This is a genomic window from Paraburkholderia sp. GAS32, assembly GCF_050434225.1.
In the GTDB taxonomy this organism is placed as follows: domain Bacteria; phylum Pseudomonadota; class Gammaproteobacteria; order Burkholderiales; family Burkholderiaceae; genus Paraburkholderia; species Paraburkholderia madseniana.
The window spans coordinates 84,988-101,505 of record NZ_JBNPVS010000016.1; the positions used below are offsets into that span (position 1 = coordinate 84,988).

General features: G+C 59.7%; 12 protein-coding genes. 4 read left to right on the plus strand and 8 right to left on the minus strand.

What is annotated here, in order from left to right; genetic code table 11:
- Positions 1 to 11: 11 nt before the first annotated feature.
- The 4 genes from P3T25_RS20460 to P3T25_RS20475 form a co-directional block, all read right to left on the minus strand.
- Positions 12 to 989 carry an LLM class oxidoreductase gene (locus tag P3T25_RS20460; RefSeq protein ID WP_429358818.1) on the minus strand — a complete coding sequence of 326 codons (978 nt, stop codon included), beginning with the start codon at positions 987 to 989 and terminating at the stop codon, positions 12 to 14.
- A 521-nt stretch (positions 990 to 1,510) separates the two neighbouring features.
- The gene (locus tag P3T25_RS20465) at positions 1,511 to 2,614 is read right to left on the minus strand and encodes a mandelate racemase/muconate lactonizing enzyme family protein (protein WP_429358819.1); all 1,104 of its coding nucleotides are present in this window, start codon (positions 2,612 to 2,614) and stop codon (positions 1,511 to 1,513) included.
- A gap of 106 nt (positions 2,615 to 2,720) precedes the next feature.
- Positions 2,721 to 3,755, minus strand: a complete 1,035-nt coding sequence (locus tag P3T25_RS20470) for a ketopantoate reductase family protein (protein WP_429358820.1) — start codon at positions 3,753 to 3,755, stop codon at positions 2,721 to 2,723.
- Positions 3,756 to 3,789: 34 nt separating this feature from the next.
- The gene (locus P3T25_RS20475) at positions 3,790 to 4,470 is read right to left on the minus strand and encodes a FadR/GntR family transcriptional regulator (protein ID WP_429358821.1); all 681 of its coding nucleotides are present in this window, start codon (positions 4,468 to 4,470) and stop codon (positions 3,790 to 3,792) included.
- 252 nt (positions 4,471 to 4,722) lie between these two features.
- Here P3T25_RS20475 and P3T25_RS20480 point away from each other — a divergent pair, with 252 nt between their 5' ends.
- The 3 genes from P3T25_RS20480 to P3T25_RS20490 all read left to right on the plus strand — a co-directional run bounded on the left by P3T25_RS20480 (position 4,723) and on the right by P3T25_RS20490 (position 8,993).
- Complete coding sequence (locus P3T25_RS20480; protein ID WP_429358875.1) at positions 4,723 to 5,766, plus strand: enolase C-terminal domain-like protein; 1,044 nt, start codon at positions 4,723 to 4,725, stop codon at positions 5,764 to 5,766.
- A 401-nt stretch (positions 5,767 to 6,167) separates the two neighbouring features.
- Positions 6,168 to 7,511, plus strand: coding sequence for an MFS transporter (locus P3T25_RS20485; RefSeq protein WP_429358822.1), 1,344 nt, complete (start codon positions 6,168 to 6,170; stop codon positions 7,509 to 7,511).
- A gap of 336 nt (positions 7,512 to 7,847) precedes the next feature.
- Positions 7,848 to 8,993: a branched-chain amino acid ABC transporter substrate-binding protein gene (locus P3T25_RS20490; RefSeq protein ID WP_429358823.1), complete on the plus strand. Its 1,146-nt coding sequence runs from the start codon at positions 7,848 to 7,850 to the stop codon at positions 8,991 to 8,993.
- Between the two features lie 162 nt (positions 8,994 to 9,155).
- On the opposite strand, the gene mdeB is transcribed toward P3T25_RS20490, so the two are convergent.
- Positions 9,156 to 11,906 (minus strand): alpha-ketoglutarate dehydrogenase, encoded by a 2,751-nt coding sequence (gene mdeB, locus P3T25_RS20495; protein WP_429358824.1) that lies wholly within the window; start codon positions 11,904 to 11,906, stop codon positions 9,156 to 9,158.
- 152 nt (positions 11,907 to 12,058) lie between these two features.
- On the opposite strand from mdeB, the gene P3T25_RS20500 reads away from it, so the two are divergent.
- A complete protein-coding gene (locus tag P3T25_RS20500) occupies positions 12,059 to 12,586 on the plus strand; it encodes an Lrp/AsnC family transcriptional regulator (protein WP_429358825.1) in 528 nt (175 codons plus the stop codon).
- On the opposite strand, the gene P3T25_RS20505 is transcribed toward P3T25_RS20500, so the two are convergent.
- Genes P3T25_RS20505 through P3T25_RS20515 form a run of 3 tightly spaced genes read right to left on the minus strand, consistent with a single transcriptional unit; the run spans position 12,583 to position 16,450 of the window.
- Positions 12,583 to 13,602, minus strand: a complete 1,020-nt coding sequence (locus P3T25_RS20505; RefSeq protein ID WP_429358826.1) for a D-cysteine desulfhydrase family protein — start codon at positions 13,600 to 13,602, stop codon at positions 12,583 to 12,585. The two genes, P3T25_RS20500 and P3T25_RS20505, sit on opposite strands and share 4 nt — an antisense overlap.
- Before the next feature lie 20 nt (positions 13,603 to 13,622).
- A complete protein-coding gene (locus tag P3T25_RS20510) occupies positions 13,623 to 15,149 on the minus strand; it encodes a M81 family metallopeptidase (RefSeq protein WP_429358876.1) in 1,527 nt (508 codons plus the stop codon).
- A 14-nt stretch (positions 15,150 to 15,163) separates the two neighbouring features.
- Entirely contained in the window at positions 15,164 to 16,450 is a 1,287-nt protein-coding gene (locus P3T25_RS20515) for an MFS transporter (protein ID WP_429358827.1), read from the minus strand.
- Positions 16,451 to 16,518 lie beyond the last annotated feature (68 nt).

Sequence of the window (16,518 nt, forward strand, 5' to 3'; positions counted from 1 at the left end):
CGTTCGTCCGATCACAGCGCACCCAAGGCCGGAAAACGCGGCACGACATAGGTGGCTAGCTCGTCGAGCACCGCCTCCGCGGGTCTGGTTCCGAACTTCAGGTTGAGCAGTACGTGGTTCGCGCCTGCTCGCTCGAGCGCCTCCAGATGCCGCATCAACCAGCTGCGGCCCAGACGGTGGCCGTTATGGATCGGCGTGGGCGATACGTCCGGATCGGCGACCAGATCGATCTTGTAGGGCAACGCAAACGGCTTGAACGCACCGGGCGCGACGGCATCGACTGTGTCGTGCCATTGGCGGATCAGCTCCACCTGAAAGTCCAGGGGTCGTAGATAGGTGATCCACCCGTCAGCCCTGCTCGCGATCCATTCGACCGATTGCTGGCTGTTACCGGTGACGATTAACGGCACGCGCGCCGAAATGGGCTTGGGCACGGGGTCGGCGCCGTACAGCGTGCCATAGCGGCTCTCGAATTCCGGATAAGTGTTGCCCCAAACGGCGTTCAGATAGTCCACTTGCTCGCGGAACAGGACACCACGTTCTTCACGGTCGACACCGAACGCCGGAAATTCCACGGGGCGGTCGCCCGAAGCGATGCCGAGCACGAGACGGCCGCCGGTGAGCTGATCGATACTGGCTGCCGCCTTGGCGGTGTGCAACGGATGACGCAGCGGCAGCACGATAGCCGCTGGAAATAGAGCGATGGACTCGGTCTGGCCGGCCACATAGCCAAGCCACGTCCAAGGGTCGTAGATCTGACCCAGATCGCCAAACGTCGGATCGCGCAGTGGCACGTCGCGTACGCCAAGCGCGGCGAACCCCACCTGCTCGGCCTTGCGGGCGAGCGGAATCTGATCACGCATGGTTGGCGCATCGCCGGGATATGACTCGATGGCGAACGTCAGGCCAAGTGTCAGGCGGCCGCGCGCGAACATACGCGAAAAGCCGGGATTGGCCTGCGGCGCGGCATGGGGCGAAGGTGTCAGCATGGCAGGCTCCCTGTTGAAGAGCCGGCCCGGGCCGGGCGTAACAAACGCCAGGCGAATGCGCGGGAAATATGCGGCAGGTCGTCGGCCGGGCGGCCGGCGCTGCTGCCACAGGTCGTCGCCAAGGAAGCGTGTTGCGAGTTAGTGTTCATTTGAATAGCCTGATAATCTCGAGAGACACCATGAAGTTTCGGTCGTGATCGGAATGCTCCGTATTCTGGACGACCTTCGGCGCGAAATTATTGCAGTGCGTGGCAATTCAATTGTTCCTGTTCGTCAACCATGCATCTCCACCATTGCATGGATTGCACGGCATATGGACACCTGCTGGACGTTTGGAGAAACACTCAGGCCGATTCAATTAGTCGGTCTGGTTGAGGGCGCGCCTGGAACTGCGTTGGCGACGCTTAGATTAAGGCATCCTGAGGATTTGGCCCGGTCATGCCCGGTTGCCGCCGTGTGATCGCGACATCCCGTTCCGCAGTCGGCTCGCCCAGCATAGGCGCGAGCCAGACACTCCGCTTTTACGCCACGCGGTATTCGCGGATGACGTCCGGATTCGGTTCAAGGCCCAGCCCAGGACGTTGAGGGACCGCTATCGCCCCGTCCCGCGGAGCGATGGCGTCACCGTAGAGTTGTGCCTCGAGTCCCAGGCATCGCCATTCAACCAGGGCGCCCGCGCCGCCCAGCGCCGCGCTCGCATGCACGCTCGCGAGCAGCCCCGGGCCGTCATAAAACGAATGGACCGCTACTTCAACGTTATTGGCATTTGCCATCGCAAATACCTTTTTCAATTCCGTAATGCCGCCCATTTTGGCGGGACTCGGCTGAATGAAATCGACTGCCTTCGCCTCAAGCAGGTGCTGAAAATCCATTAGCGTCGAAGCGTTCTCGCCGGCGGCAATCGGCATGCCTCCTTCGCGGCGCACCTGCGCGAGCCCCGCATAGTTTTCCGGGGGCCAGACAGGTTCTTCGAGCCAGCGGAGATTGAATTCCCGGAGCCTGTTCGTCATGTCGAGTGCTTCGCGCACGGACCATGCACAATTGACGTCGACGGTGATCTCTATGTCATCGCCCGCTGCTTCGCGAGCAGCACGGATGCAGTCGATATTGACTTCGTGCAGTTTGAGATGGCGAAAGCCATTTTTCAACGCACGCTCAACGTGTTCTTTCACCAGCACGGGGTCGGAATACCGGACCAGGCTCGCGTAGCACCGCAGGGACGCCGCGTCGCTGCCGCCGAGCAATGCGTGCACTGGCCGGTTCGCCACCTTGCCCGCGATATCCCAAAGCGCGATATCGATCGCGGACAGCCCGAAGATAATGGCCCCGCTGCGCCCGAAGATATGAAACTGCTTCTGCAGGTCAAGCGTCAGCTTTTCCAGCAGAGCTGCGTCGCGCCCCACCAGCGCGGGCGCCAGGATCGAATCGATCGCGGCTCTCGCCGCTGGAATGCCTGCGAAGCCGAACGTTTCGCCCCAGCCCACCACCCCGGTATCGGTTACGACTTTGACAATCAGCGAATCGACCGTGGGCAGTCCTTTCCCGCCCCACGATCCGATTTCCAGCCGGCCCTCGCCGGCAAGCGGAATCCGCAGTTGAATCGACTCAACGCTGGCGATCTTCACGATGTTCGTGTCCTCATATTTCGACCGACGGCAGCCCGCGCCCCGGCGAGGCGGGGGGCCGCTCAATCTGATGTATTACGGCTTTGCCTTGCTCGTCGCGCCTGGGTCACGCCTTTGCATGACCATTTACGTACGGCGACAGCGCATTGGTGACCAAGGTGTTGACGGGCACGGGGACATCGACCTCGCGCGCCAGCGACACCACGCCACCACCGAGCCAGGGCAGTTCAAGACGATTGCCTTTTTCCAGGTCGTGGAACATTGAAGACGTCATCGTGTAGGGAAGGTTGTCGACCAGTTCCATGCATTGGTCGGCATAATCTTCCGGCAACGAAACACCGTGTGCGCGCCCCACCAGCACACCCTCCGCGATAACGGAGCGAAGCACACCCCGGCTGCCTTCACTTTCGCGAATCGGCCCGATTGTCAGGTGAGTGAGACAGGTCATGGAAGACAGTCCGACCAAGAAGACGTATTTCTCCCAGAGGACTCGCGCGATATTGTCCGACAGCGTCGCCTCGACGCCGGCGTCGGCGAAGCTGCGCACCAGTTCGTCCGTGCGTGCACGTTTCTGGCCGTCGTATTCACCGAGCTTGATACGCTGCAGGGCGCCAACTTGCTTGATCACACCAGGGCGACCAATGGATGTCGCCACGTAGCCCACACCGCCGATGACGTTTTCCTCGCCAAACTCGCGGCGCAAGACGTAGTCCTTGATCACGCCGTTCTGCAACGAGAGCACCGCGGTATTCGGGCCGGCGATCTTCTTCAGGTCGCGCGCAATGTCCTCCAGGTCCCACATTTTGACGGCGATGATGATCAGGTCGGGTCGATCCAGCGACAGGATGTCATCGGTTGCCTTCACTTTCGCGGAGGCGTTATTGCCGAGGTCGTTTTCAATGTGGAGGCCCGTTTCCCGCATGGCCTTCAGGTGCGCGCCGCGCGCCACGAACGTCACGTCGTGGCCGGCTTGCACCAGCTTCAGTCCATAAAACCCGCCTACGCCACCTGAGCCAATCACTGCAATTTTCATGTCGCCTCCTCCAAATTGGGTAACCAATTGATCAATTGGTTCATTCTCCCCGAACCAATCTGGAGTGTCAAACAAAAAAAACGATTTGCTGGATGGAACAGAGGACAAGATGCCCCGGCAGCCGGGCCAGCCGATTAGCCGATCACGGATGCAGCAACGCCGAGTTGATGTATTGCAAATGCTCGCGTGCGGCACCGAATGCCGCTGCGGAGTCGCGGCTGCGTATCGCGGCCAGTATCTTGTCGTGCTCCTTGCGCGAGGCGGCACGACGCTCGGCGGTCAGGAAGCGCTGGCGAATGCTGCCCCACTCGGCCTGCGCATCGGCCGTCATGAAGGTTTCGTACGCGCTGATCAGGAGCGGGTTGTGCGTGGCCATGGCAATCGCGCGGTGGAAGCCTTCGTCGGCCAACTCGTACGCGTCGAAGTTGTCCGCATGGTGGTAGCGCCGTGCGCACTCGCCGAGCCGCTCCAGATCGAGCGACGTGCAATTCATGGCCGCGAGGCTCGCGAGATTGGGCTCGAACGCGAAGCGGGCCTCGACGATCTGCTTCGGACTGACGTCGAGCGCTTCCGCTTGCCCGCGCGCCGGTTCTGCGCGCTCCGCCGCCCTGTCTGCGGTCTGCTTGACGAGATAGGTGCCACTGCCGACCTTGCGCACAACGCGGCCCTCGATCTCCATGACGGACAAAGCTTTGCGGATCACATTGCGCGACACCCCCAGCTGCTCCGCCAGGACTCGCTCGGTCGGCAGCTTCGCGCCGGCTGTAGTAGCGGTGCCCAGCAAATGACTGCGGACCGTTTCGACGTTTACATCATTCTTCACTTTGTGTGTACTCCAAAGCGTGGATAGATCGACGGCTGCCTCCGGGTCGATCAAAGCCGGTCACAGGCTATTGTATTGGGTAACCAATATTGGGGATAGCCCGAATTGGTTAAATTTTGGTTACCATTTGGTTCAATATGGTTTATAACTCTACCACCGTGACCTACGTGGAGAAATGACGTGACTGCTGGTTCCTCGTCTGGCGTTCAGCCTGTTTTGCATATCTCAGCCATTCGCACCCGTTTTGTAAAGGTGCCCATGCGCTTTCCGCTGGGCACCAGCGCTGCCCGAATGACAGCCGCACCATTGCTGCTGGTGGATCTGGAAACCAGGGAAGGCGTGGTGGGCCGTAGCTATCTCTTCTGCTATCGGGAGAGCGGCGCCAAGGCCATCGCGGAAGTCATGAAGGAAGCCACGGGGCTGATCGACGGCATGCCTGTGGCGCCTGCCAGGATTGGCGAGCTGCTTGGACGGCGCTACGCTCTGCTTGGCGTGACGGGCGTAGTTCGGATGGCGCTCGCCGCTATCGACATTGCGTTGTGGGATGCACTCTCAGTGGCAGCCAACATGCCGCTTGCCACGTTTCTGGGCGGAAGCCTCGAGCCAGTTCGTGCCTATAACAGCGACGGGTTGGGAATGATGTCGGCGAACGAGGCCGCGCAAGAGGCCGTCAAGTTGCTCGAACCCGGCTTCGACGCGTTGAAGCTGCGACTTGGTCACCCTAATCCTGCTACCGATCTTGAAGTGACCAAGGCCGTGCGTGCGGCAATTGGCGAATCCGTCGAACTGATGGTGGACTATAACCAGGCGCTGACGGTACCCGACGCTATCCGGCGCGGGCTCGACCTGCGGGATATGAACATCTATTGGCTGGAAGAGCAGATTCGTCACAACGATCTGCAGGGGTACGCGGCGATCGCGAGCGAATTGACTACCCCGATCCAGCTCGGCGAAAACCTCGATGGACCGGAGGCCGTATACGACGCCGTGGCGGCGAAGGCCGCCGACTACCTCATGCTGGACGTGGCGCGCATCGGCGGAGTGAGCGGATGGCTGCGTGGCGCCGCCATCGCAGCCGCGCGCGGCGTGCCGGTGTCCTCGCATTTATTCCCTGAAATCAGCGTACATCTGCTTGCCGCAACACCCACCGTCCACTGGCTCGAATACACGAGCTGGGCCGATTCGATCCTCGAGGAGCCGTTGCAGGTTTCGAACGGATACCTCACGCCGCCGAACAAGCCGGGACTGGGACTTCAGTGGTCGAAGGAAGGCATCGAGCGCTGTCGCGCGGATTGAAGGGCGCGCTTATCACCCGGCTGCGTGCAGTCGGGTTGCTCCGAAAGTTAGAACACGTTGTTTTCAGCGCAGCTTGATAGTCGCCCGGTTGGGCCGGAGTATTCCGGCCCGGCATGTGCGGCGAGTTGTACCAGCGCGCGCTGTCGTTGAGCGGATTCTTGAGTGACGTTCGCGATTCAATGATTTTTCTGTTTTTGACAAACAATTAGTTTGCAATCCTTAAAACATGAACTGAACCGTTAAATTGATTCTGGCCGCCTCGATCCGCTCGATTCGCCGACGAAATGGCGCGGGCGGTGCCTGGCGACGTCGATCTGTCTGTACTTGCACATTCTGAAATGCCGCGCCGGCAAAGCAACCAGTGCGGCACCGAAACTGAAAATGAGTCCCCGGAGATAACCATGCATGACGAGAACCCCTTAGCGTCGGCGTTGCGAAAGATCAATCGCCGCTACATTCCACTGCTTTTTGCGTGTTTCGTCATAGCGTGGCTCGATCGCGTCAACGTAGGTTTCGCGGCACTCACAATGAGCCGGGACCTTGGCCTGTCATCCACGGCATTTGGGATTGGCGCGGGTATTTTCTTCGTGACTTACGTAATTCTCGAAGTACCCGCTAACGTCATGCTGGAACGTGTCGGCGCGCGGCGCTGGTTCGCGTTGCTCATGCTCGGCTGGGGTCTTGCGTCAGGCGCTATGATCTTCGTGCAGGGAGAGAAATCTCTCTATCTGGCGCGTTTGATTCTGGGTGCCGCCGAGGCGGGTTTCGCTCCCGGGGTCTTTTATTATCTGTCTCTTTGGGTGCCGGCTGAAGCACGCGGCCGCATGATTGCCGGCTTCCTGGTGGCAATGCCTGTCGCCAGTGTGATCGGCGCCCCGCTGTCGGGGCTGCTGATGCAACTGGACGGTCTTGGGGGCCTGCACGGGTGGCAATGGATGTTTCTCATCGAGACACTACCGGCCCTTGCGCTCACCCCTTTCGTTCTCCGCATACTCTGCGATCGCCCTGAGCAAGCCACGTGGTTGACCGATGCGGAGCGTAATGCGTTGGCTTGCAGTCTGGTTACCGATACCGCAGGTGTTTCCTCGGGTCATGTTGGCGTGTTGAGTACCATGCGAAACCCATTGGTGCTGGCCTTAGGCGTTGTCTATTTCGGTGTGGTCGGTCTGAACTACGAGTTGAGCTTCTTTTTGCCGCAAATCGTCCACCAGTTCGGCTTATCGATCGTCCAGACAGGTTTCGTGGCCGCGATTCCGTTTTTTGTAGCCGGCATCGGCATGACCTGGTGGGGGCGCAGATCGGACCGATTGGGCGAACGTCGCTTTCATCTGGTCACGCCGTTGGTACTGGCCGTGGCAGGACTGGCCGGCTCCACGGTCACGGATCTGCCCGTGCTACGCCTCGCGCTGCTCTGCGTCGCCGCCTTCGGGGTGTTTTCCGCGTTGCCGATTTTCTGGACACTGCCGGCGGCCCTCTTTCCCCTCGGTGCGGTGGCGGCGGGTATTGCGGTCGTCAATTCGGTCGGTAGTGTGTCGGGGTTCGTCGATTCTTACGCCATCGGGGCAATCAAGGATGCGACCGGCTCCTTTGCAGGTGGGATGCAACTCGTTGCTGGCTTCGGCGTCGTTGCAATCTGCATACTGGTTCTGATCACGCGCAATACCGCATGGGCTGCGAAGGGTAGTAAACAGACGAAGCGCGCCACGCGCTCAGAGGTGGCGCCAGAAATTCCGACAGGTCGATAAGTGGAGCGGCTGGGGTCTGGATAGATGCCAGATCCAGGAGAACTTCCCGCATCACTCATTTTGATACCGAAAGCGTCGATACCGGCAGACTGACGCTGTCTTCCTAACCTGAATTGGAATGTTCATCCTGTCCGGCGATGAACTCCGAGGCGGAAACAGAAGAAAATTCCGCAGACCCGCGCGTATCATGATCCGTCAACTGCAGGTGTTCAACTGAGTAGAGACGCAAGTCAGACCCAGGTAAAGACCCAAGTAGAAACCCAAGTAAAGACGCATGCAGGGCGGCACGGGACATTCGCCCCGGAAATCTAAAATCAAAGGTGGAAGGAGACGCAAATGAAAATTAGGATTACCAATCTGCTGCCGATTAGCGCTGCAGTCACACTGTTTGCGACGCTGGCTACGGCCGCGGTTGCCGACGAGACCATAAAAATTGGCCACGTCGCTCCGCTCACTGGGTCGATTGCCCACCTGGGCAAAGACAACGAAAACGGAGCGCGCCTTGCAGTCGAAGAAATCAATGCTGGCGGACTGGTGATCGGCGGTCAAAAGGTCACGCTGGTGCTTGACGCCCAGGACGACGCCGCCGATCCGCGTACGGCCACGCAGATCGCGCAGAAGCTCGTCGACGACAAGGTCGTTGCTGTGGTCGGTCATCTGAACTCCGGCACGTCAATCCCTGCGTCGAAGGTATACAGCGATGCGGGCATCGTGCAGATATCGCCTTCGGCGACCAATCCCGCGTATACGCTGCAAGGTTTCAAGACGACCTATCGCGTGGTCGAGACGGACGCACATCAGGGGCCGGTGCTAGCACGCTACGCTGCGACAACCCTGAAGCTCAAGAGTGTAGCGATCGTCGACGACGCGACCGCTTACGGACAAGGCCTCGCTGATGAGTTCGAAAAGACCGCGAAGTCTTCAGGAATGGTGGTGCTGTCCCGCGATGCGACTAACGACAAGGCCGTCGACTTCCGCTCGATCCTGACGAAGATCAAGGGTGAAAACCCGGATGCGATCATGTACGGCGGCGTGGACGCGACGGGCGGCCCGCTCGCCAAGCAGGCGAAGCAGCTCGGTTTGCGTGCGAAGATCCTGGCCGGTGATGGCGTCTGTACCAACAAGCTAGCCGAACTCGCCGGCGTCGCGACCGACAATATAGTTTGCTCGGAAGCTGGCATGGCGCTCGAGAAGATGCCTGGCGGCAAGGCGTTCGAGGCGAAGTATGAGAAGCGTTTCGGGCAAGGCATTCTGTACGATGCGGCATCCACCTACGACGCTGTCTATATCGTAGTCGACGCGATGAAACGTGCGAACTCAACCGACCCGTCCAGGATCCTGGCTCAAATGCCGAGCACCGATTACCGTGGCGTGATCGGCGAAGTGACCTTCGATTCGCACGGCGATCTCAAACACGGTGCGATCTCGCTGTATGAGTACAAGGCAGGCAAAAAGACTTTGCTCGATGTCGTGAAGATGTAGCGCAGATAGTGCAGACGTCTGACGAATACTTCAGTGAGGGCACGCGCGTTATCCCCGCGCGTGCCCTCACTGACTTCTACCTGCTGGTGTCTCCCGAGCAGGCAAGTTTCCTGCGAGAACACCTTTAAGCCGGTACGCTCGAGAAAGCCACGGTCTTTGACGTCAACAATTCCATGGCGCCGCGCCAGGGGGCGTAAGACGCCCATATCTTTCCCTCACATCGTTCATTGTTATCGCACCGAGCTCACCGGTATCCGACAGCGCCTTCAATGCTGCAATCACGATCGCGGTCCGATCCACTTCGAAGAACTCTCGCAACGCTTGGCGCGTATCGCTGCGGCCAAAGCCGTCCGTGCCGAGGGTCACATAACGGCGTGGGATGTAAGCGCGGATCAGTTCCGGTACGGCGCGCACGTAGTCGGTGGCAGCGATCACCGGGCCTCGGGAAGCTTCGAGCGCGGTAGTCACGTACGGCGCATCGGCTGATTCGCCGAGGCGCGCAAGACGCTCGGATGCCATGCCGTCACGCTGCAACTCGGTAAAGCTGGTCACGCTCCATACCGCCGCCTCAATGCCCCAATCCTCTTTCAGCATCTGCTGCGCAGCGAGCACTTCGCAGAGAATCGCGCCTGAGCCGAGCAGTTGCAGCTGTGCCGCGTTTTCATCTTGCGGCTCCGATACCGTCGCACGCAGTGGATAAATCCCCTTCAGAATGCCGTCGCGCACCGCATCCAGATCGCCGCCGGGTACCGAAGGCTGCGCGTAGTTCTCGTTCATCACCGTCACGTAATAGAACACGTCGCGCTGTTCTTCGACCATCTCGCGCATCCCTTCGTCGATGATCACGGCAACCTCGTAAGCGAACGCGGGATCGTACGCACGGCAGTTCGGAATCGTCGATGCCGCCAGATGGCTCGTGCCGTCCTGATGCTGCAGGCCTTCTCCACCGAGCGTCGTCTTGCCCGACGTCGCACCGATCAGAAAACCTCTCGCGCGCTGATCCGCAGCCGCCCAGATCAAATCGCCGATCCGCTGGAAGCCGAACATCGAGTAGTAGATGTAGAACGGCAGCATCGGCAGGTTGTGCACGCTGTACGACGTCGCCGCCGCAATCCACGACGACACCGCGCCCGCTTCCGAAATCCCCTCTTCGAGAATCTGGCCTTTGGTGTCCTCGCGGTAGTACAGCATCGAGCCGAGGTCTTCCGGCTCATACAACTGCCCAAGCGGCGAATAGATGCCGACCTGCCGGAACATGTTCGCCATACCAAAGGTGCGTGCTTCATCCGCGACGATCGGCACCACGCGCGGGCCGACTTCGTTGTCCTTGAGCAGCGCGGTCAGCATGCGGACCAACGCCATCGTCGTGGACATCTCGCGGCCATTCGAATCCAGCGCGAATTGCCCCCAGGAGGACATCGGCGGGACGATCAGCCCCGTCGATGCCACTCTCCGCCTTCTGGGCAGATAGCCTCCCAAGGCAGCCCGGCGAGCATGCAGGTATTGCATCTCCGGGCTGTCGTCCGCTGGCTTGTAAAACTTCACCTGTTCGACGTCCTCATCCGTGAGCGGCAGGCGGAAACGGTCGCGAAACGCCTTGAGGTCGTCGAAGCCGAGTTTCTTCTGTTGATGCGTGGTCATGCGGCCCTGGCCCGAGGTGCCCATGCCGAAGCCCTTCATCGTCTTCGCGAGAATCACCGTTGGCTGGCCGCGATGCGCGAGCGCCTTCGCATACGCCGCATGCAGCTTGCGCACGTCGTGGCCGCCGCGGCGCAGACGGTCGATGTCGTCGTCGCTCAGTTGCGCGGCGAGCGCGGCAAGCTCCGGGTTCTGGCCGAAGAAACGCTCGCGGTTGTACGCGCCGTCGTTGGCCGAGAAGGTCTGGAACTGGCCGTCGACGGTATGTGCGAACGCGCGCAGCAGCGCGCCGGTGCGGTCGCGTGAAAACAGCGCGTCCCAGTCCGAGCCCCATACCACCCTGATCACGTTCCAGCCGGCGCCGATGAAGTGCGCTTCGAGCTCGTCGATGATGCGGCCGTTACTGCGCACCGGGCCATCCAGGCGCTGCAGATTGCAGTTGATGACGAACACGAGGTTATCGAGCCCCTCGCGCGCCGCAATCGAGAGCGCGCCGGTCGATTCCGGCTCGTCCATCTCGCCATCGCCGAAGAAGCCCCACACCTTGCGGCCTTCCGTTTGCACGAGGCCGCGATTGGCGAGATAGCGCATGAAGCGCGCCTGATAAATCGCATTGATCGGACCGATGCCCATCGAGCCGGTCGGGAACTGCCAGAAGTCCGGCATCAGCCACGGATGCGGATACGAACACAACCCCGGCCCGCCGATCTCGCGACGGTAATGCTGCAGGTGTTCCTCAGAGAGAAAGCCTTCGAGGTAAGCCCGCGCATACACACCCGGCGACGAATGCGGCTGGAAGTAGACGAGGTCGCCCGTGCCCTCCTCTCCGCCCGGCGCCGCGGCGCGAAAGAAATGGTTGAAGCCGACCTCGAACAGATCCGCCGCCGACGCATAGCTCGCGATATGGCCGCCGAGTTCGCCGTACGCCTGGTTCGCGCGCACCACCATCGCCAGCGCATTCCAGCGCAGCGCGCCGGCCAGACGTTCTTCGAGTTCGAGATTGCCCGGATAGCGCGGCTGCTGATCGAACGGAATCGTGTTCTGGTACGGCGTGACGTTGGTCCGCGCCGATTCCACACCCATCGACAGCGCATGCCCCGCAAGCTTGTCGAACAGAAACTGCGCACGATCACGGCCGACGTGCGCAACCACCGCATCGAGCGCTTCCAGCCATTCGGCGGTTTCCTGCGGATCGGCATCTTCCGGCTCCGCACGCTCCGCGCGCTGGAGATCCAAAGACCGCAACTGCTTGCTACCGCTGGACAAATCCGTCATGGCACCACTCCCGCATCAACGCGTTCGGCTCAAAATCGATTGAGTCAATGGTAACCATGTGCTCACAAAATGAGCATCTCATTTGCTTGTGATCCTGCACTGAGATAGGCTATTTATTCCGGATTCGGCCCACACCACAGAATATTTACTCTATGACCACGCCACCCAGACGACTCGGCCGCATCGACATCGGCATCCTGAGCCAGTTGCAGCAGAACGCGCGCATCACCAATGCGGATCTGGCCCGCTCGGTGAATCTGTCACCCACGCCCTGCTTCAACCGCGTGCGCGCGCTCGAAAAGCTCGGCCTGTTCAAGCAGCAGGTCACGCTGCTGAATCCGGAGCCGCTCGGGCTGCGCATCAACGTGTTCATTCAGGTGAGTCTGGAAAAGCAGGTGGAAGACGCGCTGACTCGCTTCGAGCAGGCGATTTCGGAGCGCCCCGACGTGATGGAGTGCTATCTGATGACCGGCGACGCCGACTATCTGCTGCGTGTGGTGATGCCGGACATGCAGACGCTGGAGCGGTTCATCGTCGATCATCTGACGAAGATTCCGGGCATCTCCAACATTCGCTCGAGCTTTGCGCTCAAGCAGGTGCGCTACAAGACGGCCTTGCCGCTGCCGTCGTCGGGACTGACACTGGTCGATCCCGACGACGTGGCTACGGACTGGCGCTAGGCATGCTCAAACGCGGTGCGATAGGCAAACAACGAAGGGGTACCGCCACTCATGAGAAACAGAATTTTTTGTCCCGCACCGAATTTTCCATTTTCGACGCTCTGAATCACACCCGCGAAGGCTTTGCCGCTATAAACCGGGTCCAGTAGAAGACCTTCCTGGCTGGCCAGAAGAGTAACTGCCCGGAGCATTGAACTGGTAGGGAGCCCGTAGCCACTTCCGAGTTGGTCACCTTGGAGAACAACATCGTCGCCGGAAACCGTGAGACCGGAATCGAGCAGGTCAAGCGTCTGTTGAACTTTTTCGCAGGTGATCGCATAGGCTTTTTCGAGCGGCGCAAGAACCGTATACCCCACCACTTTCGTTGGCGACACGCCAGCAGCGATCGCTCCGGCTACAAGCCCCGCCTGCATGCCGCCGCTGCCATTTGCAACAACAATGTGGTCGAAGGCAATACCGGATTCTCTCGACTGCTCGAAAATCTCGAGTGCACAGGAGACGTAGCCCAGACAGCCAACCGGGCTCGATCCACCGAGTGGACACACGTAGACGTTTCGTCCTTCGCGGCGCAACGTTGCGGCGCGCTCTTCCGCAACCTGCAATGCGCTGACGTTCCCTGGAATGTCGTGAATGAGCGCACCAAAGAGGCGGTCCAGCACCACATTGCCATTTTCGACGTAGTCGTCGTCTTCGATCGGAACCAGCCGCGAGAGCACCAGTTCACATTTCATTCCAAAGCGCGCCGCCGCTGCTGCAGTCAACCGCGCATGGTTTGATTGTCGGCCGCCGACCGTGATGATCGTGTCGGCGCCAGCGGCCTGCGCCTCACCGATCAGAAATTCGAGTTTGCGCAGCTTGTTGCCACCGCCCCCCAGGCCATCAACGTCTTCCCGTTTGACGTAGATTTCGGCACCGCCCAAGTGCCTGCTCAATCTGGGCAGCGCCAGAATCGGTGAGGGTCCGTCGCGCAATTGCGCTTTGGAAAACCGGGAAAGATCAGGTACTCGCAATATCATTGAATCGCCCTACAAGTTGGCTAATCGTTCGTCTGGATGGAGATTATCGACGTTGCCCGGTCTGAGTTCAAACTCGCGACCGGGCGCACACGCGTACTGGCGCTTAGCCGTTTCCACGGCAGATCGGCCGGATCGGCTGCCATCGGACCAGGAGACTTGGCTACGAGGATACGTTCGGCGATTGGACCGAAGTCCGCGCGAAAATGCACCGAGCTCTTGTTCACCAGAATCTTCATTTTCTCAGGCTGGATGCCAGCCATTCTGAAAAGGTTGCGGTCGTTCATCGGTGCCTTAACGGAACTCACCGCAACTCTCACGTCATCAATGCGCAGGCAGACAGTTGGACCAACATCGACGTGCATGCCGTGCATCATCGGACCGTCAAGGATACATTTACCGTCTGAAAGGTGTTCAACGTGAAAGGTCGCCTCGAATGGGAAATCACCGGCGACCCCAGACTTGCCGCCCAACGCTACCGTGATGTCATTTCCTTTACCCGCCTCGTGAGCCATTCGAGCAACTTCCGGGTCCCACATCAAGCCCAGCGCAGCGCCCTGAGCTTTGTTGCGCACCAGTGCCCGGAGCATTCCCGTCGTATTTGAATCAGCGCCACCGTGAGGGTTATCCTGCGTGTCGGCGATGACTACTGGACGGCTCGCGCGGGAAGCGATTCGCTGTGCCTCACGCACAGCCTCATCCGGGTCGAGAAATTCAACCGCCCATTCGGACTCTCGCTGAACGATTTCGTCATAGATGGCTGCCACCGCCGCATCCGCGTGGGCAGGCTCGGAGGCGTAACACCAGACCATCGGCCCGCATTCAGGAAAATCGGCGGCAGGGAACCCTGGTGTGAACGAAATGGACAATACGTCTTTATTTTCCCGCGCTACCAGATGCTCGTAGACGCCGCGCGCCGGCTCAAGCAGCGTGCACATCGCATTCACCGGAATGAGAAACGGGATGCGCCGATACACCATCGTGACCGGCGTTTCGCTCGCCATCAACCTTCGCAGTAGATGCGCCGCGGCCCTTCCGGTATCGGCCATGTCCACGTGGGGATACGTTCGGTATGCCACAAGGCCGCTTGCATTGCGCAGCATCTGTTCCGTTACGTTCGCATGCAGATCGAGCGACGCGACAACCGGGATGTCACTGCCAACAATGTTCCGAATGCGTGCCAGCAGTTCGCCTTCTCCGTCATCGACATGCTCGGCGACCATAGCTCCGTGCAGATCCAGATAAATCGCGTCGACCCTGGTGGCGCGGACTGCGTCGACGATTTCTCCCGCAATTCGCTCATACGCTGATCGGGTTACGTGGGCCGAAGGACTCGCCGCCGCCCATATGACCGGAATCAGGTGATGTACTTCCGCTTGCATCTCCTGAATAAATCCCCCGATAGGGATGTTCACTGTTTGCAGTTGGAATACGTCCTCGTTGCGGACCATGGCTGGAAATCCTTCTCCACGGACGAAGCTCTCATAGTCCGCCCTGGACGGCGCAAACGTGTTTGTCTCGTGCTGGAACCCGGCAATCAGTATTTTCATCATCGTGGCGTCTTTCAAGCTTCCTGTTTGGATCGAATAAGCGCTAGAACGCACGCTCCCACCGCCAACAGAGCAACTGTTGGCAACAGTGCGGTCTGCATACTCCCGGTTGCGCTTTTTACCCAGCCTATGATGCTCGGGCTGATAAATCCGCCAACCAGCCCAATCGTGTTGATCAGCGCAATGCCGCCGGCCGCTACGTCCCCCTTCAGATGCTGCGAAGGCATGGCCCAGAACACCGTGTACGCAGCCCACGTGAGAGCAGTCGCCAGCGTAATACTGACGAGCGATATCCACAGTGAGCCTATCGTAAGTGCCGAAATAGCCAGTGCAATTGCGCCGACAATTGCAGGGACCGCGCTATGCCAGCGACGCTCCATCCGTTTATCAGAGCTTCGGCCTATCACCCACATCGCGACCACCGCAAAACCATAGGGAATGGCTGACAGGAAGCCGATGGTCATGAGATCCGATACGCCTGCCGACCTCAGGATTGTCGGGAGCCAGAAACTGACCGCGTATATGCCACATATAAGGCAAAAATACGCCAGTGCCATAGCGTAGACGCGGCCGTCGGTGCAGACGTCTTTAAACCCTGCATGGCTTGCCTTCCGGCTTCCGATGTCCTGCAAAAGCGAGGTCTTCTCATCGCTGGACAGCCATCGCGCCGATTCAATGCGATCGTCCAGACAGAAGAATGTAACGACTCCGAGGGCAACACAGGGCAGGCCCTCGATGAGAAACATCCATTGCCAACCTGCGAGTCCATGCACACCTGCAAGCGAGGCCATGATCCACGTCGACAAAGGCGCCCCGATAATCCCGCCGAGAGGCGCAGCGGCCATAACGAAAGCCATCACCTGTGCCATTCGAGCCTGCGGATACCAGCGCGTTAGATAAAAGACCATTCCCGGTGCGAAACCGGCTTCGAAGACGCCAAGCATGAAGCGCAAAATGTAGAAGGAATGCACATCGTGAACAAACATCATCGCAGCGGATGTGAGTCCCCATAGCACCATGATCCGGCTGAGCGTTTTGCGCGCTCCGAGGCGAGGTAGTAGCAGATTGCTCGGGATTTCGAAAAGCATGTACCCAAGAAAGAAAATCCCGGCGCCAACTCCGAACACCGCGTCGGTGATTCCAATGTCGGACTGCATCTGCAACTTCGCGAATCCGATGTTGATCCGGTCAAGATAAGCGAGGAGATAGCAGCACACCAGTAGCGGTAACACGTGCAGGTCTATGCGACGATAAACAGCTCGCCCGTCGTTCACGAGTGACGCAGAAGATAACGTAGACATCGAATTGCTCCGGTTTCGACAGGGGATTCGGCGGTTCTGGTACCTGCATCGTTACCCGCGAAAAACCT